Annotated in this window: 26 protein-coding genes; 9 read left to right on the forward strand and 17 right to left on the reverse strand. The window is 63.4% G+C overall.

The window, feature by feature from the left end; genetic code table 11:
• Nucleotides 1–3: 3 nt before the first annotated feature.
• From nuoE to ATB98_RS12330, 12 genes are all read right to left on the reverse strand, one after another.
• Nucleotides 4–516, reverse strand: coding sequence for an NADH-quinone oxidoreductase subunit NuoE (gene nuoE, locus ATB98_RS12275; RefSeq protein WP_066873964.1), 513 nt, complete (start codon nt 514–516; stop codon nt 4–6).
• Between the two features lie 18 nt (nt 517–534).
• A complete protein-coding gene (gene nuoD / locus ATB98_RS12280) occupies nt 535–1,749 on the reverse strand; it encodes an NADH dehydrogenase (quinone) subunit D (protein WP_066873966.1) in 1,215 nt (404 codons plus the stop codon).
• 77 nt (nt 1,750–1,826) lie between these two features.
• Complete coding sequence (locus tag ATB98_RS12285; RefSeq protein WP_066873968.1) at nt 1,827–2,369, reverse strand: NADH-quinone oxidoreductase subunit C; 543 nt, start codon at nt 2,367–2,369, stop codon at nt 1,827–1,829.
• On the reverse strand, nt 2,366–2,869 hold the full coding sequence (locus ATB98_RS12290; protein WP_066873970.1) for a NuoB/complex I 20 kDa subunit family protein: 504 nt from the start codon (nt 2,867–2,869) through the stop codon (nt 2,366–2,368). The genes ATB98_RS12285 and ATB98_RS12290 overlap by 4 nt, the downstream gene beginning before the upstream one ends.
• Entirely contained in the window at nt 2,857–3,222 is a 366-nt protein-coding gene (locus ATB98_RS12295; protein ID WP_066873972.1) for an NADH-quinone oxidoreductase subunit A, read from the reverse strand. Before ATB98_RS12295 ends, ATB98_RS12290 begins: the two co-directional genes overlap by 13 nt.
• 192 nt (nt 3,223–3,414) lie before the next feature.
• Nucleotides 3,415–4,854: an NADH-quinone oxidoreductase subunit N gene (locus tag ATB98_RS12300; protein ID WP_066873974.1), complete on the reverse strand. Its 1,440-nt coding sequence runs from the start codon at nt 4,852–4,854 to the stop codon at nt 3,415–3,417.
• Nucleotides 4,851–6,326, reverse strand: a complete 1,476-nt coding sequence (locus ATB98_RS12305) for an NADH-quinone oxidoreductase subunit M (RefSeq protein WP_066873976.1) — start codon at nt 6,324–6,326, stop codon at nt 4,851–4,853. The genes ATB98_RS12300 and ATB98_RS12305 overlap by 4 nt, the downstream gene beginning before the upstream one ends.
• Before the next feature lie 9 nt (nt 6,327–6,335).
• Nucleotides 6,336–8,096 carry a Na(+)/H(+) antiporter subunit D gene (locus tag ATB98_RS12310; protein WP_066873978.1) on the reverse strand — a complete coding sequence of 587 codons (1,761 nt, stop codon included), beginning with the start codon at nt 8,094–8,096 and terminating at the stop codon, nt 6,336–6,338.
• Nucleotides 8,089–8,343: a hypothetical protein gene (locus ATB98_RS12315; RefSeq protein WP_066873980.1), complete on the reverse strand. Its 255-nt coding sequence runs from the start codon at nt 8,341–8,343 to the stop codon at nt 8,089–8,091. Before ATB98_RS12315 ends, ATB98_RS12310 begins: the two co-directional genes overlap by 8 nt.
• Entirely contained in the window at nt 8,340–9,803 is a 1,464-nt protein-coding gene (locus ATB98_RS12320; RefSeq protein WP_066873982.1) for a monovalent cation/H+ antiporter subunit D family protein, read from the reverse strand. The genes ATB98_RS12315 and ATB98_RS12320 overlap by 4 nt, the downstream gene beginning before the upstream one ends.
• Before the next feature lie 4 nt (nt 9,804–9,807).
• Nucleotides 9,808–10,113, reverse strand: a complete 306-nt coding sequence (gene nuoK / locus ATB98_RS12325; RefSeq protein ID WP_066873983.1) for an NADH-quinone oxidoreductase subunit NuoK — start codon at nt 10,111–10,113, stop codon at nt 9,808–9,810.
• Nucleotides 10,113–10,610: an NADH-quinone oxidoreductase subunit J gene (locus tag ATB98_RS12330; RefSeq protein WP_066873985.1), complete on the reverse strand. Its 498-nt coding sequence runs from the start codon at nt 10,608–10,610 to the stop codon at nt 10,113–10,115. Before ATB98_RS12330 ends, nuoK begins: the two co-directional genes overlap by 1 nt.
• A gap of 300 nt (nt 10,611–10,910) precedes the next feature.
• On the opposite strand from ATB98_RS12330, the gene ATB98_RS12335 reads away from it, so the two are divergent.
• On the forward strand, nt 10,911–11,270 hold the full coding sequence (locus ATB98_RS12335; RefSeq protein WP_066873987.1) for an SMR family transporter: 360 nt from the start codon (nt 10,911–10,913) through the stop codon (nt 11,268–11,270).
• Complete coding sequence (locus ATB98_RS12340) at nt 11,267–11,593, forward strand: SMR family transporter (protein ID WP_066873989.1); 327 nt, start codon at nt 11,267–11,269, stop codon at nt 11,591–11,593. The genes ATB98_RS12335 and ATB98_RS12340 overlap by 4 nt, the downstream gene beginning before the upstream one ends.
• On the opposite strand, the gene ATB98_RS12345 is transcribed toward ATB98_RS12340, so the two are convergent.
• Nucleotides 11,581–12,426, reverse strand: a complete 846-nt coding sequence (locus ATB98_RS12345; protein ID WP_066873991.1) for an SDR family NAD(P)-dependent oxidoreductase — start codon at nt 12,424–12,426, stop codon at nt 11,581–11,583. The genes ATB98_RS12340 and ATB98_RS12345 overlap by 13 nt on opposite strands.
• A gap of 315 nt (nt 12,427–12,741) precedes the next feature.
• Between ATB98_RS12345 and ATB98_RS12350 the strand changes: the two genes are divergently transcribed.
• The 5 genes from ATB98_RS12350 (at nt 12,742) to ATB98_RS12370 (ending at nt 16,671) form a co-directional block, all read left to right on the forward strand.
• Complete coding sequence (locus ATB98_RS12350; protein WP_066873993.1) at nt 12,742–13,782, forward strand: cysteine synthase A; 1,041 nt, start codon at nt 12,742–12,744, stop codon at nt 13,780–13,782.
• 7 nt (nt 13,783–13,789) lie between these two features.
• Nucleotides 13,790–14,539 (forward strand): alanyl-tRNA editing protein, encoded by a 750-nt coding sequence (locus tag ATB98_RS12355; RefSeq protein WP_066873995.1) that lies wholly within the window; start codon nt 13,790–13,792, stop codon nt 14,537–14,539.
• 121 nt (nt 14,540–14,660) lie between these two features.
• Nucleotides 14,661–15,524 (forward strand): 3-mercaptopyruvate sulfurtransferase, encoded by an 864-nt coding sequence (gene sseA / locus ATB98_RS12360; RefSeq protein WP_066873997.1) that lies wholly within the window; start codon nt 14,661–14,663, stop codon nt 15,522–15,524.
• A gap of 5 nt (nt 15,525–15,529) precedes the next feature.
• A complete protein-coding gene (locus ATB98_RS12365; protein ID WP_066873999.1) occupies nt 15,530–16,093 on the forward strand; it encodes a GNAT family N-acetyltransferase in 564 nt (187 codons plus the stop codon).
• A gap of 77 nt (nt 16,094–16,170) precedes the next feature.
• The gene (locus tag ATB98_RS12370; protein ID WP_066874001.1) at nt 16,171–16,671 is read left to right on the forward strand and encodes a DUF1203 domain-containing protein; all 501 of its coding nucleotides are present in this window, start codon (nt 16,171–16,173) and stop codon (nt 16,669–16,671) included.
• Between the two features lie 117 nt (nt 16,672–16,788).
• Here the strand turns inward: ATB98_RS12370 and ald are convergent, their stop codons facing one another.
• The gene (gene ald, locus ATB98_RS12375; protein WP_066874004.1) at nt 16,789–17,907 is read right to left on the reverse strand and encodes an alanine dehydrogenase; all 1,119 of its coding nucleotides are present in this window, start codon (nt 17,905–17,907) and stop codon (nt 16,789–16,791) included.
• A 157-nt stretch (nt 17,908–18,064) separates the two neighbouring features.
• On the opposite strand from ald, the gene ATB98_RS12380 reads away from it, so the two are divergent.
• The gene (locus ATB98_RS12380) at nt 18,065–18,526 is read left to right on the forward strand and encodes an Lrp/AsnC family transcriptional regulator (RefSeq protein ID WP_066874006.1); all 462 of its coding nucleotides are present in this window, start codon (nt 18,065–18,067) and stop codon (nt 18,524–18,526) included.
• Between the two features lie 4 nt (nt 18,527–18,530).
• Here the strand turns inward: ATB98_RS12380 and ATB98_RS12385 are convergent, their stop codons facing one another.
• The gene (locus ATB98_RS12385) at nt 18,531–19,778 is read right to left on the reverse strand and encodes a GGDEF domain-containing protein (protein ID WP_066874008.1); all 1,248 of its coding nucleotides are present in this window, start codon (nt 19,776–19,778) and stop codon (nt 18,531–18,533) included.
• A 209-nt stretch (nt 19,779–19,987) separates the two neighbouring features.
• On the opposite strand from ATB98_RS12385, the gene ATB98_RS12390 reads away from it, so the two are divergent.
• Nucleotides 19,988–21,970 (forward strand): bifunctional 2',3'-cyclic-nucleotide 2'-phosphodiesterase/3'-nucleotidase, encoded by a 1,983-nt coding sequence (locus ATB98_RS12390; RefSeq protein ID WP_066874010.1) that lies wholly within the window; start codon nt 19,988–19,990, stop codon nt 21,968–21,970.
• Between the two features lie 141 nt (nt 21,971–22,111).
• Here ATB98_RS12390 and ATB98_RS12395 read toward each other — a convergent pair whose 3' ends face one another.
• Together ATB98_RS12395 and ilvA are read right to left on the reverse strand one after the other, a co-directional pair.
• Nucleotides 22,112–22,432 carry an HlyU family transcriptional regulator gene (locus ATB98_RS12395; protein WP_066874012.1) on the reverse strand — a complete coding sequence of 107 codons (321 nt, stop codon included), beginning with the start codon at nt 22,430–22,432 and terminating at the stop codon, nt 22,112–22,114.
• A gap of 79 nt (nt 22,433–22,511) precedes the next feature.
• Entirely contained in the window at nt 22,512–23,759 is a 1,248-nt protein-coding gene (gene ilvA / locus ATB98_RS12400) for a threonine ammonia-lyase (RefSeq protein ID WP_084435452.1), read from the reverse strand.
• Nucleotides 23,760–23,888 lie beyond the last annotated feature (129 nt).

A 23,888-nucleotide genomic window follows, 5' to 3' on the forward strand; every position in this document is an offset into this window, starting at 1 on the left:
GCGCTATTCTCCCGGTGCCGGCGCGGAGGCGTGCTCCACGCTCGTCACGCGACCTGCCGCAACGCGGAGGCCCTGCAGCAGCGCGTCCAGCCGCGCGACGTCGAGGTTGCCGTGGTAATCGTCGCCGACTTGCATCACCGGCGCCATCTCGCAGGCCCCGAGGCACTCGACGGTGGAAAGCGTGAACAGCCCGTCCGCAGTGGTCTCGCCCTTCCCGATCCCGAGGGTCGTTTCGAGGTGTTTCAAGAGGTCCTCGGATCCGCACAGCATGCAGGAGACATTGTCACAAAGCTGCAGGTGGAACCGGCCGACCGGCTCCGTATGGAAGAGCGTGTAGAAGGTCGCGAGCTCGAAGACCCAGATCCTCTCGACACCGAGAATCTCGGCGACCTCTTCCAGCACGGGACCGGGCAGATGGCCATGCTCCTCCTGCGCGATCAGCAGCGCTGGCATGATCGCCGAGCGCCGGTCGGGATAGCGTGCCGCCGCCTCTTCGATCTTTTCGCGCATCGTCATCCGAACCTGCCCTCCCTGCTACTTGTCCACCTCCGCCATCACGGGGTCGATGCTGCCGAGCACGGCGATCATGTCCGCTAGGTAGCGGGCGTTGGTGACCCCGAACAATGCCTGAAGATTGACGAAGGACGGTGCCCTGACCTTCATGCGGAACGGCTTCGGCGATCCGTCGCTGATGATGTAGAACCCGAGCTCGCCCTTCGGCGCCTCGATCGCCGAATAGACCTCGCCCGGAGGGACGTCGAAGCCATAGGCCGACAGGTCGAAATGCTGGATCAGCGCCTCCATCGAGCAATGCACCCGTTCCTTGTCCACCGGGAAGGCGATCGTCGGCATGTCGACCTGGAACAACCCTTCCGGCATCTGCTCGATGCATTGCTCGATGATCCGGACGCTCTCGCGCATCTCGTCGACCCGGCACTGCCAGCGCGCGAAGCAATCGCCCTCCTTGCGGGTGATGACGTTGAAGGCGAGCCGGTCGTAGACTTCGTAAGGCTCGTCACGCCGAATGTCCCAGTCGACGCCGGAGGCGCGCAGGTTGGGGCCGCTCAAGCCCAGGTCGATGGCGTCCTCGGCGGAAATCACGCCGACGCCTTGCGTACGCTTCAGGAACACCCGGTTGTCCTCGACCAGCCGCTCATAGTCACGGATGCGGTTGGGGAAGATCGCGCAGAACTCCCTGATCTTCGGGAGGAATCCTTCCGGCAGGTCCTCGCGCACGCCGCCGACCCGGCAGAAGGACGTATGCATGCGCGCACCGGTAATCATCTCCATGAGATCCATGATCATCTCGCGCTCGCGCATGGCGTAAAGCAGCGCGGTCATGGCACCGAGGTCCATCGGCAGCGCGCCGGTGATCAGAAGATGGCCGGAAATCCGTGCGAGCTCCGCCATCATCACGCGGATATATTGCGCCCGGATCGGTGCCTCGATGCCGAGGAGCTTCTCCACCGCAAGCGCGAAGGCCAGGTTGTTCGACGGCGGGCAGACATAGTCGAGCCGGTCGGTCAGCGGGAAGATCTGGGTGTAGGTGAAGCTTTCCGCGAGTTTTTCGGTGCCGCGATGAAGATAGCCGATATGCGGATCGACGCGCTCGACGATCTCGCCGTCGAGCTCGAGGACGAGCCGGAGAACCCCATGGGTGCTGGGGTGCTGCGGGCCGAGGTTGAGAAGCACTTCCTTGGTATTGAGCGCCTCGCCTTCCGGCCTCATGAGCTCGGTGACTTCGGTCATCTCGACTCTCCGTCGTCAACGGCCTCCTTCAGATCGGTTCGAGCGGGATGCGGGCCGAAAACCGCACACACTTTTCCTCATCCTCGCGGTATCTCCCTGGTGGCAAGGTCGGGCTCGGTTGGCGGCGGACCTTCGACACCGAAGGGGTTCAGCTTGTCCTTGAAGCCCCTGAGCGGGAAATCCTTGCGCTGGGGAAAGCCCTCGAAGCCCTCCCACATGTAGATGCGGCGGAGATCAGGGTGCCCCTCGAACCGGATGCCGTACATGTCCCAGGCTTCGCGCTCATGCCAGTTGGCGGTGCGCCAGACGCCCGTGACCGAGGGAACCCGCGGCGGATCGCCCAGCCGGCACTTGATGCGAACGCGCCATTTGTTGGGCAGCGAATAGAGGTGGTACACCGTCTCGAAGCGCGGCGTTTCGGGATAACGGTCGACGCCGCAAATGTCCGAGAGGAAATTGAATTGAAGGGCCGGATGTTCTTTCAGGAACCGGCAGAACTCAACGATCGTCTCCGGCGGCACGGCGAAGATCTCGATGCCGTGGGCGCTGCCGAGATCCTCGATCACTCCTTCGAAGCGCTCCATGATCGGAGCGCGATTGAGGGACGGCTCCGCACTCATGAGACGGCAGCCCGATCGAGAGCCGTGCCCGTCAGCGCGCGCGATCTCTTGATCTTCTCTTGAAGCATGAGGAAGCCGTGCATCAGCGCCTCGGGCCGCGGCGGACAGCCGGGCACATGCACGTCCACCGGCACGAAGGTCTCCGCTCCCTGCACCACGGCATAGGTGTTATAGACCCCGCCCGAGATGGCGCAGGTGCCCATGGCGATGACCCAGCGGGGCTCCGGCATCTGGTCGTAAAGCCGGCGCACCACCGGCGCGAACTTCCGCGTGATCGTGCCGGCGATGATCATCACGTCGGACTGCCGGGGTGACGGACGGAACACCACGCCGAACCGGTCGAGATCGTAGCGGGCGCAACCGGCCGAGATCATCTCGATGGCGCAGCAGGCAATCCCGAAGGTCTCGGGCCACAGCGCCGACCTCCGGCTCCAGCCGATGATGCTGTCGGCCGTGGTGAACAGGACGCTGTCGCGGATCGTGTCGTTCACTCCTCCCATTCCAGCGCTCCCTTCAGCCAGGCATAGGCAAAGCCCACGAGCAGCAACAAGATGAAGACGAACATCTCGATATAGCCTACGAGGCCGATCTCTTTCAGGACGACCGCCCACGGAAAGAGGAACATCGCCTCGACATCGAAAACCACCAACAGGATCGCGAGGATGAAGAACGGCACCCTGAAGCGGCCCCCGGCGGCCTCGCCTGCCGGATCCATGCCGCATTCATAGGGCAGGTTCTTAGCGCGATAGGGGTTGGACGGGCGCAACAGCGACGAGACGAAAAGCGTCGCCACCGCCACCAGAACAATTCCGGCGACCATGATGAGAACCGGCAGGAACTCAATTGCCGTCATGTCGCAACGCCCCGGCACACAACAAGAGCTTTGCTCAGGCCGCCATCAAACCTTCGGGGCCGAAAATGCCGTCGCCCCCGAGTGGCGACTTGGGCAATCCTTCTACACTTTGACTCTATTCTGTCGGGCGGATCATTGCAAATCCAATCGATTAGGCGGGATCGGCACCCGCCTTGCGCACTGACCCGGCCCCTACCCCCCGAACACCGATTGCTGGGCGAGCCCCAGAAACCACGCGGGAAACAGGCCGATGCCGATCGTGCCGAGGGCGGTGACGGCAAGCGTGGCGCGGACGAGCGGCGTCAATGCCGGCTCGAACACCCTCTGGGGCTCGCGCATGTAGATCACCATGACGACGCGGATATAGAAATAGGCGGCGACGGCGCTCAACAGCACTGCGATCACCGCCAGCACCACGAAGCCGCGCTCGACGAGCGCGGTGAGCACGTAGAACTTGGCGAAGAAGCCGGCCGTCGGCGGAATGCCGGCCAGCGAGAACAGATAGATGAGCATCAGAAGCGCGAGCCCGGAATGCGACTTGCCGAAACCCGCGTAGTCGTCGATGACCTCGCCCGAGAAATCGCCGTTGCGCATCATGATGACGGCGGCGAAGATGCCGAGATTCATGAAGGCGTAGATCAGCAGGTAGAGCATCACGCTGGCGATCCCGTCGGCGCCGCCGGCCACGACGCCGAAAATGGCGAAGCCGGCATGGGCGATGCTGGAATAGGCAAGCAGCCGTTTGAAATTGTCCTGCACCAGCGCCACGAAACTGCCGACCGCCATCGTCGCCACAGCAATCAGCGCGACGATGATCCATGCATCCGAGGCCTGGACCAGCGGGTTGAGGAAGACCCTCAGGATCACCGCGAAGCCCGCCGCCTTGGGCCCCACCGACATGAAGGCGGTGACCGTCGTCGGCGCACCTTCATAGACATCCGGCACCCACATGTGGAACGGTACCGCGCCGACCTTGAAGACGAGCCCCGCGACGATGAAGACCACGGCCAGCAACAAGGCGGGATCGAGCGGATCTTCGGTCACTGCCCGCGCCATCCCGTCAAGCTGCGTCGTCCCGGTGAGCCCGTAGACGAGCGACACGCCGTAAAGGAAAATCCCGGTCGAGACCGCGCCGAGGATCACGTATTTCAGCGCCGCTTCGTTCGAGCGTCGCTCCCGCCGCAGGAATCCGGTCAGCACATAGGTGCAGAGCACCATCAGTTCGAGGCCGACGAAGATCGAAAGGAGATCGGTCGCCGAGGCCATGATCATCATTCCCGTAAGCGCGAAGAGCAGCAGGACGTAGTATTCGCTGCTGCCGATCCCTTCTATGTCCGCATATTTTCGCGAAAGAAGGAACGTCAGGACCGTGGCGAGGTAGAACACGCACTTGAAGAAGGCCGCGAAGCGATCGGCGACGAACATGCCGGCATAGGCGGGCCGCGCCTCGCCCGCCAGCATGAGTGTGCTCAAGGTCGCGATCAACACGACAGCGACCGACGCCCAGACGAGCAGATCTTCCTGCCCCTTCCGCACGAATTGTCCCGCAATCAGCAGGATGCAGGCCCCGCTGACGACCAGGATCTCCGGCAGGCTCGCCAGGACCGACTGCAAAAGCGCGGCGGCCGTCATGGGCTGCTCCCGTTACCGTGCACCTGCACCAAGAGATGCTTCACCGAGGCGTCGATGATGCCGAGAAAGGGCTTCGGATAGAGCCCGACCCAAAGAACGAAGACCGCCAGCGGCAGGATCGCAACCAACTCGCGGCCGTTCACGTCGTGTATCTTGAACCGGGCGCGGGCGTCCGCGGGCCCTAGCGCGACTTTGCGATACATGCCGAGCAGATAAGCCGCGCCGAGCAAGGCGCCGAGAACCGCGGCGGCGCCGAAGGCCGGGCTGGCCGCGAACCCGCCCGTCAGCACCAGCAATTCGCCCACGAACGAATTCGTGCCCGGCAGCGCCATCGACGACAGGGTGAACAAGGCAAGAAACGCGGTATAGACCGGCGCCACCTTCATCAGCCCGCCATAGTCGGCGATGCTGCGCGTATGGGTTCGCTCGTAGATCAGGCCGACGAACAGGAACAATGCGCCGGTCGTCACCCCATGGTTGAACATCTGCAGGATGCCGCCCTCCAGACCGCGCAGGTTCAGCGCGAAGATCCCGAGCGTCACGAAGCCCATGTGGCTGATGCTGGAATAGGCCACCAGCTTCTTCAGATCGTCCTGCGCAAGCGCCAGAAAACCGCCATAGACGATCGCAAGCGCCGAAAGCGCCAGCATCAGCGTCGAATAATAGAGCGACGCGTCCGGCAGCATCGGCAACGAAAACCGCAGGAACCCGTAGGCGCCCATCTTCAGGAGCACGCCGGCAAGAATGATGCTGCCGGCCGTCGGCGCCTGCACATGCGCGTCGGGCAGCCAGGTATGGACCGGGACCATCGGCACCTTGACGGCGAAGGCGATCAGGAAAGCGAAGAACAGCCAGGACTGGACATGAAACGGCAAATCCCGCGCCGTCAGGGCGAGGATGTCGAAGGTCTGGCCGCCCTGGAAATAGAGCACGATCACGCCGACCAGGAACAGGAGGCTGCCGGCAAGCGTGTAGAGGAAGAACTTGAACGCCGCATAGACCCGGCCCTCCCCGCCCCAGACGCCGATGATGAGATACATCGGGATCAGCATCGCCTCCCAGAAGACGTAGAACAGGAAGAGGTCGAGCGCGCAGAACACTCCCAGCATCAGCGCCTGCATGGAAAGCAGGCTGACCATGAACTCCTTCACCTTGCGGTCGATCGCGGCCCACGAGGCGAGCACGCAGATCCAGCCCAACAGGGCGCTCAGAAACACAAAGAGCGCGCTGATGCCGTCGACGCCGAGCGCATAGGTGATCCCGAGCGCCGGCACCCATGGCCGCGTCTCGGTGAACTGCATCTCATGGGTGGTGGTGTCGAAGCCGACCAGCATCGCGACCGCGAGGGCGAAATCGAGCAGGGTGAAGCCGAGTGCGATCCATCGCACCGCATCGTCGTTGCGCAGGAACATCAGGACCGCAGCACCGGCGGCGGGCAGGAAGACGATGAGGCTGAGCAGCGGCAACGTCATTGCTCCCCCCTATTGCCACACGACGGCGAAGACGGCAGTGGCCGCGATCACGCCGGCGATCATCGCCAGCGCGTAATGGGTCACGACGCCGGTCTGCAGCCGCCGCAGCACGCCGCCGCCATCGAGGATCGAACGAGCGATGCCGTTTACCGCGCCGTCGACGGCGTTCAGATCGAGCCTGAGCCCCGCGCGCGCGGTCCCATGCAGGAAAGGCAGCGCCGCCGTCTCGGATACGCTGCTCACCGCCTTCTCGTAGCGCGCCAGCGGCCTTTCGGCGAACCACATGAAGGCGCGGGCGGCCTTGCGATAGAACCAGTCGGTATCGAGGCTGATCGTGTTCTCCGGGTCGAGCGCCCGGAGGAACAACACGAATCCCAAAGCGGTGAACATCAGGATTCCGAGGCTTTCGGTGACATGCGACCCGGTATAGGGCTCGAAGTCGACCGGATAGGGCAGAAGCGCATAAAGCGGTCCCGGGAACACACCGATCGCGATGCAGAGCGCCGCCGCCATGCTCATCGCCACCAGCATGTTGCCCGGCGGCTCCCGCGCCTCCAGTTTCCGGTCCGTACCGAAGAACATGTAGTAAGGAAGCTTGAGGCCGGTGTGCAGGAACGTCCCGGACGAGGCCATCGTCAGCGCCAGCATCACCAGCGCCCGGTGATCCTGCCCGGCGGCAGCCACCACCATCGATTTGCTGACGAAGCCCGAGAAGAACGGGAATGCCGATATCGCGAAGGCGCCGACCATGTAGAGCGCCACGGTCAGCGGCATGGCCTTGTAGAGCCCGCCGAGCTCGGTGAGCTTGCGTCGTCCCGTGACGTGGATCACCGCCCCCGCTCCCATGAAGAGGAGCGCCTTGTAGAGGATATGCGCGAAGGCGTGGCTGGTGGCGCCGTTCACCGCCAGTTCGGTGCCGATGCCGACGCCCGCGACCATGTAGCCCACCTGACTGACGATGTGATAGGCGAGCAGCCGACGACAGTCGTTCTCGAGCACCGCGTAAACGACGCCGTAGAGCGCCATCACCGTGCCAAGCCAGACCAGGAGCTCGGTACCCGGGAACACGCGTGCCAGCACATAGACGGCCGTCTTGGTGGTGAAGGCGCTCATGAACACCGCCCCGGTGACGGTCGCCTCCGGATAGGCGTCGGTGAGCCAGGCATTGAGCGGCGGGACCGCGGCATTGAGGACGAAGCCGAACAGGATCAGATAGGCGCCAAGGCCGAGGGGCCCTTCGATCGGGCCAAACAGCAGCGAGCCGGCGGACGCTCCATGCAGAAGGATGCCGGCAAGCAGGACGACCCCGCCCGTGACATGGACCATGAGGTAGCGGAACGCGGCGCGGATCGCCTGCCTGCTGCCCCTGGCGAAAACAAGGTAGGCGGAGGCGAAGGCCATGCCCTCCCAGAACAGGTAGAGGGTCAGGTAGTCGCCGGCGAACACTACCCCGAGCGCGCTGCCGACATAGACGAAGGCGGCCACATGCTGGCCGGCGCTGGTGAGGTGCAGGGCGTAGACCGTACCGATCAGCGCCATGATGGTGAAGACGGTCGCGAAGACGATGGCGAGCTTGTCGACCTTCGCGACGAGAACTTCATGCCCGATGAACCGCGCCGCGCCATAGCTGCCGGGCTCCATCGTCATGACGGCGAGGATCGCCATCAGCGGGATCAGCACGAGGTAGGCCTGCCGGATCGTGCCTCGAAGCCACGGGACCGGCAGGGCGCCGAGAATGAAGATGGCGGCCGGGTGGACGAAATCAGTCATAATAGTCCTCGCGCCGCATGAGCCCGCCCTGATGGCCGAGGAACTTGGAAACGAATATCAGCAGCACGCAGGAGACGAAGCCGTACACGGCCGACCAGCCCGGAAGGCGCTCCCATGGATACTCGGCGTGTTCGCGGGGGACCAGGAAGTCGGCGATGACGATCAGCACGAGCACCAGATAGAACAGGCGGCGCCGCTGCCTCGCATGTTCCTCGTCACCAAAGAAGTCGACGATACGCTTGATCATCTGACCACTCCGTTCGCGAGCGTGAGAAAATAATCGGGAAAAATGCCCATCAGCACCGACAGGAAGGCGGTCGCGACCAGCGGCACCGTCACCAGCGGAATTTCGCGCACCGTCGCGTGCCCCTCGCCGCTCTCCGCCTCGAAGAAGGCGGAATAGCTGACCGGCAGGAAATAGGCGGCGTTGAGGACCGAGCTCGTCAGCAGCACGAGCAGGAATGCGACCTGCCCGGCCTCCACCGAACCCTCGGCCAGATACCACTTGCTGACGAAGCCTGCCGTCGGCGGGATGCCGATCATGGAGAGCGACGCGACGAAGAATGCCCCCATCGTCCAGGGCAGCCGCCGGCCGATGCCGGCCATGTCGCTGATCTTGCGCTTTCCCGAGGCGCAATAGATCGAACCGGCGCAAAAAAACAGCGTGATCTTGGAAAAGGCGTGCGCGGCGATGTGGATGATCCCGCCGACCATGGCGACCGGCGACAACAGCACTGCGCCGAGGACGATGTAGGAGAGCTGGCTGACCGTGGAATAGGCGAGCCTCGCCTTCAGGTCATCGCGCGTCAGCGCATAGACCGAGGCCATCAGGATGGTGAACGAAACCAGATAGGCCGTGGCGATGCCGAGCCCAAGGTCGCCCACGAGCCCGACGCCGAAGACGTTGAAGATCACCCGCAGCACGCAGAAAACGCCCATCTTGACGACGGCCACTGCATGCAGGAGCGCGCTGACGGGTGTCGGCGCCACCATCGCTGCCGGCAGCCAGGCGTGCATCGGCATCACCGCCGCCTTGGCGAAACCGAAGAGATAGCAGAAATAGACGACCGTCAGCAGCGCCGGCGAGGCATCGGCGCCCGCCAACAGTCCGCCCGCCCTGAAATCGAGCGATCCGGCGATGTGGTATGTCAGCGCCAGGGCGGCGAGAAGAACGCTTTTCGAGGCGCCCATCAGGTAGACGAGGTACTTGCGGCTGCCCGCCCATCCCTCCTCGTCCTCGTGGTGGTAGACGAGCGGATAGGTGACGAGGCTGAGCACCTCGTAGAAGATCACCAGAGTGAACAGATTGGCGGAAAAGGCGCCGCCGACAGCCGCCGCGAGGCTCAAGGCGAAGCAGGCGTAGAAGCGGGTCTGCGCATGCTCGTTCAGGTGCCGCATGTAACCGATCGAATAGACCGCGGCCACGATCCACAACAGCGACGATACCGTGGCGAACACCATGCCGAGCGCGTCGACACGGAAAGCCAGGTCGATTCCGGGCAGGATCTCGAACAGCCGCAGATCGACGGTCCCGCCCGCCAGAACCGTCGGTGCCATGGAGGCGACGATCGCGAACATGAGGACCGCGGCCACGGGCGAGACGAGGTCGCGCAGTTTCTCGCGGTTGTGCAAGAGAAGGACCGAAAGGGCCGCCAGAGAGGCGACGGCGACGGCTAAAAGCGGCCGGATTGATAGCACCGGGTCCAAGCCGCTATCCTTTCATCATGGTCACATCGTCGACCTTGAGGGTGGACTTGTTCCTCACGAGGGCGACCAGGATGCCGAGGGCGACGGCAACCTCCGCCGCGGTGATTGCGATGACGAAGATCGCGAAGACCTGTCCGCGGAAGTCGTCGTAGTAATAGCGCCCGAAGGCGATGAAATTGATGTTGACCGAGTTGAGCAGCAACTCCAGCGACATCAGCACCACCAGGATATTGCGCCTGAGAAGCACGCCCGCAGCTCCGATCACGAAGAGGACGACCGCGAGCGAAATGTACCACCAGAGTGGAACCATCATCCCGACTCCTTGCGCGCCAGCACGATCGCACCGACGAGCGCCGCCAGCAGGATGACCGAGGCGACCTCGAACGGCAGGAGATAGTCGGCGAAAAGTGTCGTGCTGAGCGCTCTGATCTCGCCGCCGCGGGTGGCGACGGGCTCGGTGACCGAAAAGCGCTCGCTCAACAGCACCAGGACCAGCATCTCGACCCCGAGCAGGACGAGCAGCACGAGTGCCGGCAGGTTGCCGCCCGGGACGAACCGCTGCAGCACCGCTTCGCGCACATCGATCATCATGATCACGAACAGGAACAGGACCATGATCGCGCCGACATAGACGAAGATCTGGATGACCGCGAGCAACGGCGCCTCGAGGAGGACGAAGATCGCCGAGATCTGCAGGAAGCAGGCCATCAGCGCCAAGGCGCTGTGAACGGGGTTTCGCGCCAGGACCACGGTCAGGGCCGTGATCACGGACACCGTGGCAAACAGAAGAAAAAACCCCTGATCCATCGACGCCGACGCTCCCACGCGAACTGTAACTCGGCGCGAGACGGCCAGATTTGCGATAGCGCCGCACTTCAGATGCGTTCAGAAATTGTGCCCTAGTCTCGGATTTTTCACAAGATTATTGTCGGCGGAGGAGGAAGACGCTGCCGTTGACAGAGATGGCGGAATCGAGAATTCGTCTTCGCGCTCCCATAGGCACGAGGTTGCCGTAGCCTTTTGAATTGCGCATGGGGAGCCGTTCGCGGCAAAGACCCGAATGGCTCTTTCTGCCGGTTTCCGATTGTTTCCTCACGAAGGTCCATCATGCCTCTTGCATGGCTATTCCTCATCCTCGCTATAGCAACCGAGATCGTCGGCCTCACCGTCATGAAGGCGGCTTCCGTCGCAGGCTCCTATTACGGACACGCGGTCATGTATGCGTCGATCGCCCTCTCCTACGTCTTCCTGGCAAGGGCCGTGAAAACAATCCCGGTCGGCATCGCCTATGCGATCTGGGAAGGGTCCGGTGTCGCGCTCGTCACGCTCGTTTCCGTGTTTGTCTTCGGCCATGAACTGACCGGCCGCGAGATGCTCGGTCTGGCAATGGCCGTTGCAGGCATTCTCCTCGTCAATGCCGGCAAGAGCGGCGAAGACGCCGTAGCGACCGGGGAATCGATCCGATGACGGCCTCCGGCTTCTCTTTCGCTTTCGCGGTCATGGCGGGCATCCTCGACGTTGCGGCAAATCTCGCCTCCACCAAATCGGATGGCTTTGCCCGCCGCGGCTGGGGGGCGCTGTCGATTGCCCTGGTGCTCGCCGCCTTCGCGCTGCTTGCCGAGGCGGTCAAGGGCATGGACCTGGCTGTCGCCTATGCGGTTCTCGGCGCGACCGGCATCTTCGGCACGGCCATCTGCGGCCGCCTCTTTTTCGGACAAAGGCTGAAACCGATCGGCTGGGCAGGCCTCCTCATGATCTTCGGTGCGGTGCTGGTGCTTCACACCGCCTGACGCGGCCGCCCATCGGGGCCGGAATGCTTGTTCTTCGGCGCAGAAGCAGCGGCTATCCGCCAGGGCACGAGCCAGTCGAGAAGGGCGAAATAGGCGCCGTAAGGCAGGATCTGCAGTGCCTTGACCAAATAGGTGAAGCGCTTCGGAAAGGTGATCTCGAAGCGCGCAGACTTGAGCCCGAGGCATATCCGGTCCGCGGCCTCTTCGACGCTCACCAGCGCGGGCCTCTGAAAGCCCTTGACCGTTCCATGCGTGTCGACGAAGCCGGGACAGATCAGTTGCAGGCGGATGCCGATGCGGTCGAGGTCGAATTTCAGGCTTTCCGCCATGTTGATGAGTGCCGCCTTGCTCGCACCGTAGGCAGCGTTCATCGGCGTGCCGCCGTAACCGGCCACCGAGGCCATGATGGCGATCTGGCCATGCCCCTTCGCCTTCATGTGCTCGACCAGGGGCACAAGGCAGTTGACGACGCCGTGAAGATTGACGGCGAAACTCTTGTCGAAGGCCGCGCGATTGAGATCGTCGCCACGCACCGGGATGACGACGCCGGCATTGAGGATGGCGAGCGCCACCTGGCCGTACTCGTATTCGATCGCCGCCAGCAACCGTTCCATGTCGAGCGGATCGGTGACATCGCCATCGAGGACGATCATCCTGCCCGGGCCAGTCGTCTCGTGCTGCAGTTCGACCAGCTTTTCATGGCTTCGTGCGGTGACGACGACCGAGTAGCCTTCCTCGATTAGCCTGAGCGCCACGGCGCGTCCGATCCCGGAGCTTGCTCCGGTGATCCACACCAATCCATGTTCGGGCCGGGCGGTAAATACGGTTTCCATTTCTGCCTCGCACGTCGACGGGGTTTTGCTCCATGACCGGACGCATCATTCGGCCGGGTCGCCTCCCCTCTCCGACGGCAAGCGGCTGCCCGCATTCTCCGCTTCCCGCCCGTCGATCGACACCTGAGACGTTTTTTGCCCGGGACAGGAATGCTGCGAAACGCTATTTCTTGCCTGTGGAACAGCCTGAGCCGAAAACACGCCAATATTTCGGCGATCCTGCTCCTGGAACAAATGTTTATCGGCTTGCCGTTCGTCGAGGTTAATGCTTGGCTCTAGGCCCGGCATCCGTTCCGTCCAGTGTGAGGTTTCAAAATGCCTGCTCTTCCGTCCGTGCTCGAAGCAATCGGCAATACGCCGCTGATCCGGCTCAAGGCCGTTTCCGAAGCGACCGGCTGCACCATCCTCGGCAAAGCGGAATTCCTCAACCCCGGCCAATCGGTGAAGGACCGGGCGGCGCTCTGGATCATCCGCCAGGCGGAGCAGTCCGGGCAGTTGCGGCCGGGCGGCGTGATCGTCGAGGGCACGGCCGGCAATACCGGCATAGGTCTCGCCGTCGTCGCCAGCGCGCTCGGCTACCGCACCGTCATCGTCATTCCCGAGACCCAGAGCCAGGAGAAGAAGGACGCGCTGCGCCTGCTCGGCGCCGAACTGGTCGAAGTTCCGGCGGTGCCCTACAGGAACCCCAACAACTACGTGAAGATCTCCGGCAGGCTCGCCGCCGAACTCGCGAAGACCGAGCCGAACGGTGCCATCTGGGCGAATCAGTTCGACAACGTCGCCAATCGCGACGCGCATGTCGAAACGACAGCGCCGGAAATCTGGCGCGACACCGACGGCAAGGTCGACGGCTTCATCTGCGCGGTAGGCTCCGGCGGCACGCTCGCCGGCGTGGCGCAGGGCTTGCGCGCCCGCAACCCCGCAATCAAGATCGGCATCGCCGATCCGGAGGGTGCGGCGCTTTACAACTATTATGCTCACGGGGAACTCAAGGCGAGCGGCAGTTCGATCACCGAGGGCATCGGCCAGGGCCGGATCACCGCCAACCTCGAGGGCTTCACGCCCGATTTCGCCTACCAGATTCCCGATTCGGAAGCGGTGCCCTACGTCTTCGACCTCATCGAGAAGGAAGGCATCTGCGTCGGCGGTTCGACCGGCATCAACATCGCCGGCGCCGTAAGGCTGGCCCGGGAGCTTGGGCCGGGACATACGATCGTGACGATCCTCTGCGACTATGGTAACCGCTACCAGTCGAAGCTCTTCAACCCGGATTTCCTGACCTCCAAGGGCCTGCCGGTCCCCGCCTGGTTGAAGACGGCTTCGACCATAACCGTTCCGTACGAACCAGTTGGATAGCCATGCCATGACCAGGACCGTGACTGCCCTCTTCCGCGACGATTTCTACCTTTCGACCTGTGAAGCAAGCGTGACGGCAATCCTGGAGGATGGCGGGATCGAACTCGACCAGACGTGCTTCTACGCCACCTCCGGCGGACAGCCCGGCGACACGGGCTTCCTGGAACGGGCGGACGGCAGCCGGATCCTCATTGCCGAAACGCGCCACGGGACGACCAAGGACGTCATCGTGCATGTACCCGCGGAGGGACAGCCCGTGCCGGCGGTCGGCGAGCCGCTCGTCCTCCACATCGACTGGCCGCGGCGCTACCGACTGATGCGCATGCATACGGCCTGCCACCTGCTCTCGGTCGTCTGCCCCTTCCCGATCACCGGCGCGGCGGTCGGCGAGGAGGAAAGCCGGGTCGATTTCGACATGAGCGAAACGATCGACAAGGACCAGGTGACAGCGGCACTGATGAAGCTCGTTGAGGAGAACCATCCGGTCTACGTCCAGTGGATCACCGACGAGGAGCTTTCAGCCAATCCGGGCATCGTCAAGTCCAAGAACGTCCGCCCGCCAATGGGCCTCGGCCGGGTGAGCCTCGTCTGCATCGGCGAAAATTCCGCGATCGACAGCCAGCCCTGCGGCGGCACCCATGTCTCCGAGACGCAGGAAGTGGGCGCGATCCACATCGCCAAGATCGAGAAGAAGGGCAAGGAGAACCGACGCTTCAGAATACGCTTCGGGACGGCCGAGAACCGGGCCGGCGCCTAGGGCATCTTTGCAGTCGGGTGGAATCACCTCACGTTGCACAAATGCGGCAAAGACAAACAGATAGAGTGGTGGCGCGAACGCATTTTAGCGCATTCCGCTCCGGATCGATGGAAGGACGACAATGAACGGCCACAACGATAACAAGAGCAGCTTTGTCGTTTCCGCGGAATGGCTCGAACAGCGCCTCGGCGATCCGGCGGTCAAGATTCTGGACGCCTCCTGGTACCTGCCGGCGCAGAATCGCGATCCGCGGACCGAATACCGGTCGGCGCACATTCCCGGAGCGATCTTCTTCGACCAGGACGCAATCGCCGACCAGACGAGCGGCCTGCCGCACACGCTGCCCTCGCCGGAGGCATTCGCCGGGGCCGTCGGGGCAATGGGTATCGGCGAGGACGACACGATCGTCGTCTATGACGGACCGGGTATCTTCACCGCGCCGAGGGTCTGGTGGATGTTTCGCATCATGGGCGCGAAGAACGTGTTCGTTCTCGACGGAGGAATGGACGGCTGGAAAGCGGAGGGAAGACCGACGACGACCGAGGTCCCGACGCCCGCGCCGCGCGCCTTCAAGCCGACCTTCAATCGGGAGGCGGTGACCTCGTTCGAGCGCATGAGGGATATCGTCGAAAACCGCCTTGCGCAGGTAGCCGACGCCCGCGGCGCAGGACGCTTCACCGGCGAGGAGCCCGAGCCGCGGGCGGGAATCCGCTCCGGCCATATGCCGGGCGCCAGAAGCCTGCCCTCCGGCGTATTTTCGGAGAACGGCAGGCTGAAGAGCCTCGACGCGCTCCGGCGCACCTTCGAAGAGGCCGGCATCGACCTGACGAAGCCGGTCGTGACCACCTGCGGATCCGGCGTAACCGCCGCCATCATCACCCTTGCGCTTCAATCCTTGGGACATACGGCCAATACGCTTTATGATGGTTCCTGGTCGGAATGGGGCGGGCGGCCGGACACTCCGGTCGCAACAGGTAAAGAGTGAGAACCATGAAAGGGTCGAAGCCTGGCGCGCTGACGGCGCACGTGACCGAACTCGAGATGACGTCACCGCCGAAGCAAAGCCTTCCAATGCCCATCAACATACAGACGGCGGTCCTGCGCGTGTCGGACATTCCGCTCGCCTACTATCGCTTCCTCTATCTCGGCGTCGGCAAGCGCTGGCACTGGGCGGAGCGTCTGCGCATGAACGACGAGGAGCTCACGGCGATCCTGCACGACAAGCGGACGACGCTTACGGTGCTCTACGTCAACGGCGCCCCGGCCGGGTTCTTCGAACTGCACCAGCTCGAAGACGACGTCGTCGAAATGACCCATTTCGGACTCATGGAACATGCCCTGGGCCTCGGGCTCGGTAAGTGGTTCCTGCTGCAGGCGCTGTTCGAGGCATGGGCCGTGAACCCCGGCAAGGTCAAGGTCACGACCAACAGTCTCGACCATCCCCGCGCGCTGCAACTCTATCAACAATTCGGCTTCTCACCGGTTGCGACGAGCGAAATAGTCGTCGAGCCGCTGAGCGACGACGAGCTGCTCGATTTCGCGAAGAAGCTCTGAACCACGCAAGTTTCGGGTGTCGCCGCGGCACCAACGCGGACATTCTCTCCTCAACGGATCGGTTGAGGAGAGGCGCGATGCCACTGCGTTATATTGCAATGCCCGACGACGAAGCCGAACGGCTGCAGCAAGGCGGCAGTGACGCCTATGGCAATCCGCCCGAGCGCCGCGTTTCGGATGGCGACGGTGTGCCGTGCAGGCATTGCCTGCGCAACGTCGATGCCGGCGAGGCCTATCTGATCCTGGCCTATCGTCCTTTTGCGTCAGCGCAAGCTTACGCTGAAACCGGGCCGATCTTCATGCACGCCGATAAATGCCCCGCGCATGACGAACGCTCGCTCCCGGCCATTCTGACGTCCAGCAAGGACTACCTGCTGCGCGGATATGATGCGGATGAGCGTATCGTCTACGGCACCGGCGGGATCGTCTCGGCGGAAGGGCTCGTAGAACGTGCCGTGGCGTTGCTGGCGCGACCGGACGTCACTTTCGTCCATGTGCGCTCCGCGAAGTACAATTGCTACCAGTGCCGCATCGAAGCCGACCGAGAAGAGCCCGGCGCAGACAAGCGCCGGGCCTGATGGCGAGAGCGGAATGCGCTCACATGCGTTCGCGCCACCGCTCTACCTGTTTGTTTTTGCCGCATTTGTGCGACGTCAGGTGATTCCACCTGACTGCATAATGCTCGAGGGATTGCCTCAGGCGACGTTGAGGGCGGCCTCGGGCGCATGAACGTCGTAGCCGAGCGCTTCGGCGACCGGAGCATTGGTTATGCGGCCCTTATGGACGTTGAGGCCGGCGCGCAGATGGCGATCTTCGGCAATCGCCTTGAGACCGCGGTCCGCGAGCTGCAGGCCGTGCTGGAGCGTCGCGTTGTTGAGCGCGTGGGTGGACGTGATCGGCACGGCACCCGGCATGTTCGCCACGCAGTAATGGACAACGCCGTCCACCTCGAACGTCGGTTCGGAATGCGTCGTCGCATGCGAGGTCTCGAAGCAGCCGCCCTGGTCGATCGCGACATCGACGATGACGGCGCCCTTCTTCATGCCCGACAGCATTTCACGGGTGACGAGCTTCGGCGCGGCAGCGCCCGGGATGAGCACCGCACCGATGACCAGATCGGCGGAAAAGACCTCTTCTTCCAGCGCATCGATCGTCGAATAGCGCGTGTGGACGCGGCCGTTGAAGATGTCGTCGAGCTGGCGCAGGCGCGGGATCGACCGGTCGAGGATCGTGACGTCGGCGCCGAGACCGGTCGCCATCTTGGCGGCATGCAGGCCGACGACGCCGCCACCGATGATCGCGACCTTGGCGGGCAGCACGCCGGGCACGCCGCCGAGCAGGATGCCGCGGCCGCCGTTCGCCTTCTGCAGCGATGTCGCGCCTGCCTGGATCGCCAGGCGGCCAGCCACTTCCGACATCGGTGCAAGCAGCGGCAGGCCGCCGCGCTCATCCGTTACCGTCTCATAGGCGACCGCCGTGACACCCGAATTCAGAAGTCCCCTCGTCTGTTCGGGATCCGGCGCAAGATGGAGATAGGTATAGAGGATCTGGCCTTCTCGCAGCAGCGTCCATTCCGTCGGCTGCGGTTCCTTGACCTTGACGATCATGTCGGCCTTTTCGAACACGTCCTTCGCTGTCGGAACGATCCTCGCGCCCGCGGCGCGATAGGCGTCGTCGTCGGCCCCGATCCCTGCCCCGGCCTTGGTTTCCACGATGACCTCATGGCCATGGGCGACGTATTCACGCACCGAGCCGGGCGTCAGGCCGACCCGATATTCATGATTTTTGATTTCCTTCGGGCAACCGACACGCATCTTTGCGTTCCTCTCCTGTCCGTGGGCTTTCCGCCGTGTTGATGAGGAACCAAGCAAACCAGAAGGTGCTGCGAATGTCCTTGCAAAGCGATGAGCTGCAGCGCATTATTTTCGCGTATTATTGCACAAAACGTGCCGATTCCGAAGGAAATCACGAATGAGCGACCTTGATGCCATTGATCGTGCGATTATGCGCGTTCTTCAGGAGGACGGCAGGATATCCAATGCCGATCTCGCCGCCAAGGTCGGCCTCTCGCCTTCCGCCTGCTCGCGGCGGGTCGACATCCTCGAGAAATCCGGCACGATCGCCGGCTACCACGCCCGCATCGCCCACAAGGCGCTCGATTACAAGATCATGGTCATCGTCCATATCTCGCTTTCCGGCCAGTTTGCCAAGACCCTCACCGAATTCGAGGCGGCGGTGAAGCTCTGTCCGAACGTGCTCGTCTGCTATCTGATGTCCGGGGAATACGACTACATCCTGCGGGTGGCGGCAAGGGATCTGGAGGATTACGAGCGCATCCACCGCGATTGGCTATCGGCGCTGCCGCATGTGGTGCGGATCAATTCGAGCTTCTCGCTGCGCGAAGTCATCGACCGCCCCAACGTCGGCATCTGAGCGGTCAGCGCCCGACGACGCAATTCCGGCCGCTGCCCTTGGCGGCGTAAAGACGAATGTCGGCCTGGGACAGGAGTTCATGGATGCCCGTGCCATCGGCAAGCGTCGAGGAAAGGCCGATGCTGGCGGTGACCGGACCGCCGTCCGGCGTGGTGACCCTGCCGGAAACGGCAAGCCGTATGTCTTCGGCTCGCGCATATGCCTCCGCATGGGCAATTCCGGGGCAGAGAAGGACGAACTCCTCACCGCCGTAGCGGAACACGCGATCGTCCGGTCTGAGCTTCTCTTTCACGGTCTCCACCAGCTTCTGCAACACCCGATCGCCTTCGAGGTGACCGAACCGGTCGTTGACGTCCTTGAAGTGATCGACATCGATGATCATCAGGCTCACCGGCGCGTTGGCGGCCGCAGCCTCACGCATCATCTGGTGCCCCTCGAGCTCGAACCGTCCCCGGTCGAGCGCCCCGGTCAACGTATCCTGTCCGGAGCGCGACAGCAGATCCTCGTAGCGTTCCCGGAACGTGAGGTCGTTGAAGATGTCGCCGAGCGGCCGGTTCGAGATCGCGAGGAACGGATGGCGCGATGCATTCAGATAGAAGCCGATGGCCACGGCGAAGAACGGTGCCGCCAGCATCTTCGCCAGCCATCCGCCCCAGAACACGTCCGCAGGCGCGTCGTTCACCCAGTGCAGTGCCGCGTAGAAGCCGACCTGATCGAACGTCAGCACGGTCACGCCGCAGATCAGGAAACGCACCGTGACGAACCGACGGAACCACCGCCCCAGCTTTTCGTAGAGCAGGATGATGATCAGCGAATCGAAGTAGAGGAGCGTCGTGCCCCAGACCATCAGCCATCCCATCTCATCGATGAAGGCGATGTCCGCGGTGCGACCGGGAACGATGTCGACCGTATCGTGCCGCCTCAGCAGCAAGGCGAGCGCCACCGTCAGGAAGTTGCCGGCAAGCAGGCCGTAAATCGGCTGGCGGACCGTTGCCGCATCCTCCTTCACATAGAGGAGCAGGATCATCATCAGCTTGCCGGAAAAGAGGACGGCGGACCCCGGAGAGATCACGCCGAAGGGCAGTTGCACGTAGAAGACGGCGGCGAGATAGGTCTCTATGAAATGCATGACCCCGAGCGCCGCCACGAAGACGCCGAGCCCCAGGCGCGCGCGCAGATGCAGGAGCCCGATCATCGCGGCGACATAGACCAGCGCCTCACCGATGAACAGAACGAGATTGGCGTTTGGCATGTGCGTGGGCGATCCGGTTGCGTCAGCCCTTGTCTTTAGGGTTAAATTTTGAAGAAAACTTTACCAGTGCGGGATGAAGAGCGGGCAAGATTCAACCGCTTTCCGCCGGGCCGGCATTCGGCCATAGTCGGCCGGGGATATGCGATGCCGCCGTGGGCGCAACGCGATACCCAATTGCACATGAAAGAATTTTCGACCGGGAGACCGCAATGTCATCGACGATCGCTTTGCATCCTATTTCGCGCCGCGCCCTGCTTGGCGGCCTCGCCGCCTCCTCCGCCCTCGCCGTGCTCCATCCATTCTCCACCCGCGCCGCCGCCAACCAGGCGCATCTGAGGATCATGGAAACGACCGACCTGCACGTGCATGTCTTTCCTTACGATTACTACGCGGACAAGCCGAACGACACGCTCGGGCTGGCGCGCACCGCCTCGATCATCGACCAGATCCGTGCCGAGGCGACCAATGCCATCCTCGTCGACAATGGCGACTTCCTGCAGGGCAATCCGATGGGCGACTACATCGCCTACAAGCGCGGCATGAAGGCGGGCGACGTCCACCCGATCATCGCTGCGATGAACGTGCTCGGCTACGACTGCGGAACGCTCGGCAACCATGAGTTCAACTACGGCCTGGACTTCATGCTCAACGTGCTCAACGGCGCCAACTTCCCGGTCGTCTGCGCCAATCTGACCAAGGGCGCGCTCGCCGCAACCCCGCGTCAGGACGCGCTTTTCCTCAAGCCGTACATCATCCTCGACCGGAAACTCAAGGACGGCACCGGTCAGGAGCACCCCATCCGCATCGGCCTGATCGGCTTCGTGCCGCCGCAGATCATGACCTGGGACGCCAAGAACCTCGAGGGCAAGGCGAACGCCCGCGACATCGTCAAGGCCGCGGAGGCCTGGGTGCCTCAGATGCGCGAGGAAGGCGCCGATATCGTCGTCGCGCTCTCCCACTCGGGAATCGGACAGGAGGCCTATGCGGAGAACCTGGAGAATGCCTCGGTGCCGCTTGCGGCGATCGAGGGCATCGACGCCATCGTCACCGGCCACAGCCATCTCGACTTCCCCGGACCCAAGTTCGAAGGCCTCGCCGGTGTCGACAATGCGAAAGGGCTGATCTCCGGCAAGCCCGGTGTCATGGGCGGCTTCTGGGGCTCGCATCTCGGCCTGATCGACCTCCTGCTCGAGCGCGACGGCAACGCCTGGCGGGTGATCGGCTCCACGAGCGAGGCGCGGCCGATCTACCGCCGCGAGGAGAAGAAGGTGATCGCCGAGGTCGGCGACAAGACGGAGGTGCTGGCGGCCGCGAAAAAGGATCACGAGGCGACACTCGCCTATGTCCGCACGCCGGTCGGCAAGACGTCGGCGCCGCTCTACTCCTATTTCGCCCTCGTCGCCGACGATCCGTCCGTGCAGATCGTCAGCCAGGCCCAGACCTGGTATATCCGCGACATGCTCAAGGACACCGAGCACAGGGACCTGCCGGTGCTTTCCGCGGCCGCCCCGTTCAAGGCCGGCGGACGCGGCGGCGCCGAGTATTACACCGACGTTCCGGCGGGCGACATCGCCATCAAGAACGTCGCCGATCTCTATCTCTACCCGAACACGGTGCAGGCCGTCGTCATCACCGGGGAGCAGGTGCGGAACTGGCTCGAAATGTCCGCCGGCATTTTCAACCAGGTCGCGCCGGGATCGTCCGACGCGGTCCTGATCAATGCCGACTTCCCTTCCTATAATTTCGACGTGATCGACGGCGTCACCTATGAGATCGACCTCTCCCAGCCGGCAAGGTTCGATAAGGACGGCAACCTCGTGAACCCGCAGGCAAACCGCATCCGCGACCTCCAGTTCGACGGCAAGGCGATCGATCCCGCGCAGAAATTCGTGGTGGCCACCAACAACTACCGCGCCGGCGGCGGCGGTCATTTCCCGGAGATCGCCGCCGACAAGGTGGTCTTCGTCGCACCGGATACCAATCGCGACGTGATCGTCCGCTACATCGTCGAACAGGGCACGATCAATCCGTCAGCCGACTCGAACTGGAAATTCACGCCGCTCGAGGGCACGAGCGTGCTCTTCGACAGCAGCCCGAAGGCTCGGCAGTTGCTGTCCGAGGTCAAGGCGGTGACGATCGAGGATGCCGGCGACGGCGCTGACGGTTTCGCCCGCTTCCGTATCAGGCTCTGATGCGTGAGCGGCCGAAGGCTTGGATCGATCCCGGCGCCGTTGACCGGCGCCGGCCGTTGCCTCGGATGGCTGGGCCGACGAAATCAAAAGATTGAATGAGGAAATCCCGGTAACGCGTTGTAGCTAAACGCGATTGCTGCTTTACACCGACCGCGACTGGGCGTCGTCGGAAAAGAGCGTCGCGCGCTGCTCGTCGATGATCTGCCGGCCCTTGCGCAGGGCCGAATCGATCGCGTCCTGCTCGGCGGTGAAGAGATCGGCCCGAATGAAGCTGCGGACTTTCGTCGCGCCATCGGGCATCGTCTTTTCGATGCTGCCCGCGAGCCGGTATTGCGAGCCCTCGCGCATCGGTGTCGCGCGGATCAGGCAGTCCGCATAGGTCTCCGTCTTGCCCGCTGCAGGCTGCGCCTCTTTTTCAGAGCCGCCGGAGAAGCCGAAAAGTTTCGAGAAGAACGATGCCATGGCCCATGGTTAGCCGCGGCCGCAGACGCTGTCAAAGCCAAAGTTGACGCGACGCACTCGGGGCCGGGGCGCCCCGGGATCAGATGATGAGGTTCGCGAGAACTTCATTCTCGGTGATGTCCTGGTAGCGCAGCCCCGCGGCGTCGAAACGTTGCTTCAGGACCGGGAAGTTTCCCGCATGCTTGGTCTCGATGCCGATGAGGACGGAGCCGAAATTGCGCGCCGACTTCTTCAGATATTCGAAGCGGGCGATATCGTCTTCCTCGCCCAGAAGGCTAAGGAAATCGCGCAGCGCGCCGGGGCGCTGCGCCATGCGCAGGATGAAATATTTCTTGAGCCCCGCATGGCGCATCGCGCGCTCCTTCACATCCGGCAGGCGTTCGAAATCGAAATTGCCGCCGGAGACGACGGCGACCACCGTCCTGCCTTCCAGCTTCTCGCGGCCAAGCGTCTCCAGCGCGGTGATCGACAGGGCGCCGGCCGGTTCGAGGACGACCCCTTCGACGTTCAGCATCTCGGTAATCGTCAGGCAGATCGCATTCTCCGGGAGCAGCATCACCTGCTCCGGCGAGAATGCGCGGAGCGCCGCAAAATTCAGGTCGCCGATCCGCGCGACCGCGGCCCCATCGACGAAGTTGTCGACCTGGTCGAGGGTGACCACGCCGCCCGCCTCAAGGCTCCGCCGCAAGCTCGGAGCGCCCGCCGGCTCGCAGAACAGGAACCGGTCTTTGGAGAGGCTGCGGCCGAAGTAGCCGGTAACCCCCGCCGCCAGGCCGCCGCCGCCGACAGGCAGGACGACGAGGTCGGGGCGGACCCCGTCCAGCAACTGCCCGGCGATCTCTGCCGCAACCGTCGCTTGCCCCTCGATGATGTCCGCATGGTCGAAGGGCGGCACCATGACGCCGCCGATCGCTTCGACGTGGTCGCGCGCCGCCTGATAGCATTGGTCGAAAATATCGCCGACGAGGCGGATCGTGATGAATTCGCCGCCGAACATGCGCGTCTTGTCGATCTTCTGCTGCGGCGTCGTCACCGGCATGAACACGACGCCGGGCACGGCGAAATGCCGGCAGACAAAGGCAAAGCCCTGCGCGTGATTTCCCGCGGAGGCGCAAACGAAGGTCTTGCCTGCCGCCCCGGAGCCCAGCGCCTTGCGGAAGAAATTGAAGGCGCCGCGAATCTTGTAGGACCGCACCGGCGACAGGTCCTCGCGCTTGAGGAAGACGGTGGCGCCGTAGTGCGCGCTCAGGTGCTCGTTGAGCTGCAGCGGGGTCGGCGGGAAAATCTCGCGCATGGCGGCCGCTGCCTTTTCAACATCCTGCTTCATCACGTGACATCATCCGTTGAGTTTGCCGATGGCAGTGGCTATTGCACATTGCCGCGCCGGAGACCATCGATTTGACACGAATCGGGCGGGCACGACACTATCGCGCCGTTCGGGCGGCGCCGCCCCTTC

The sequence above is a fragment of the Sinorhizobium saheli genome (assembly GCF_001651875.1).
GTDB lineage: Bacteria > Pseudomonadota > Alphaproteobacteria > Rhizobiales > Rhizobiaceae > Sinorhizobium > Sinorhizobium saheli.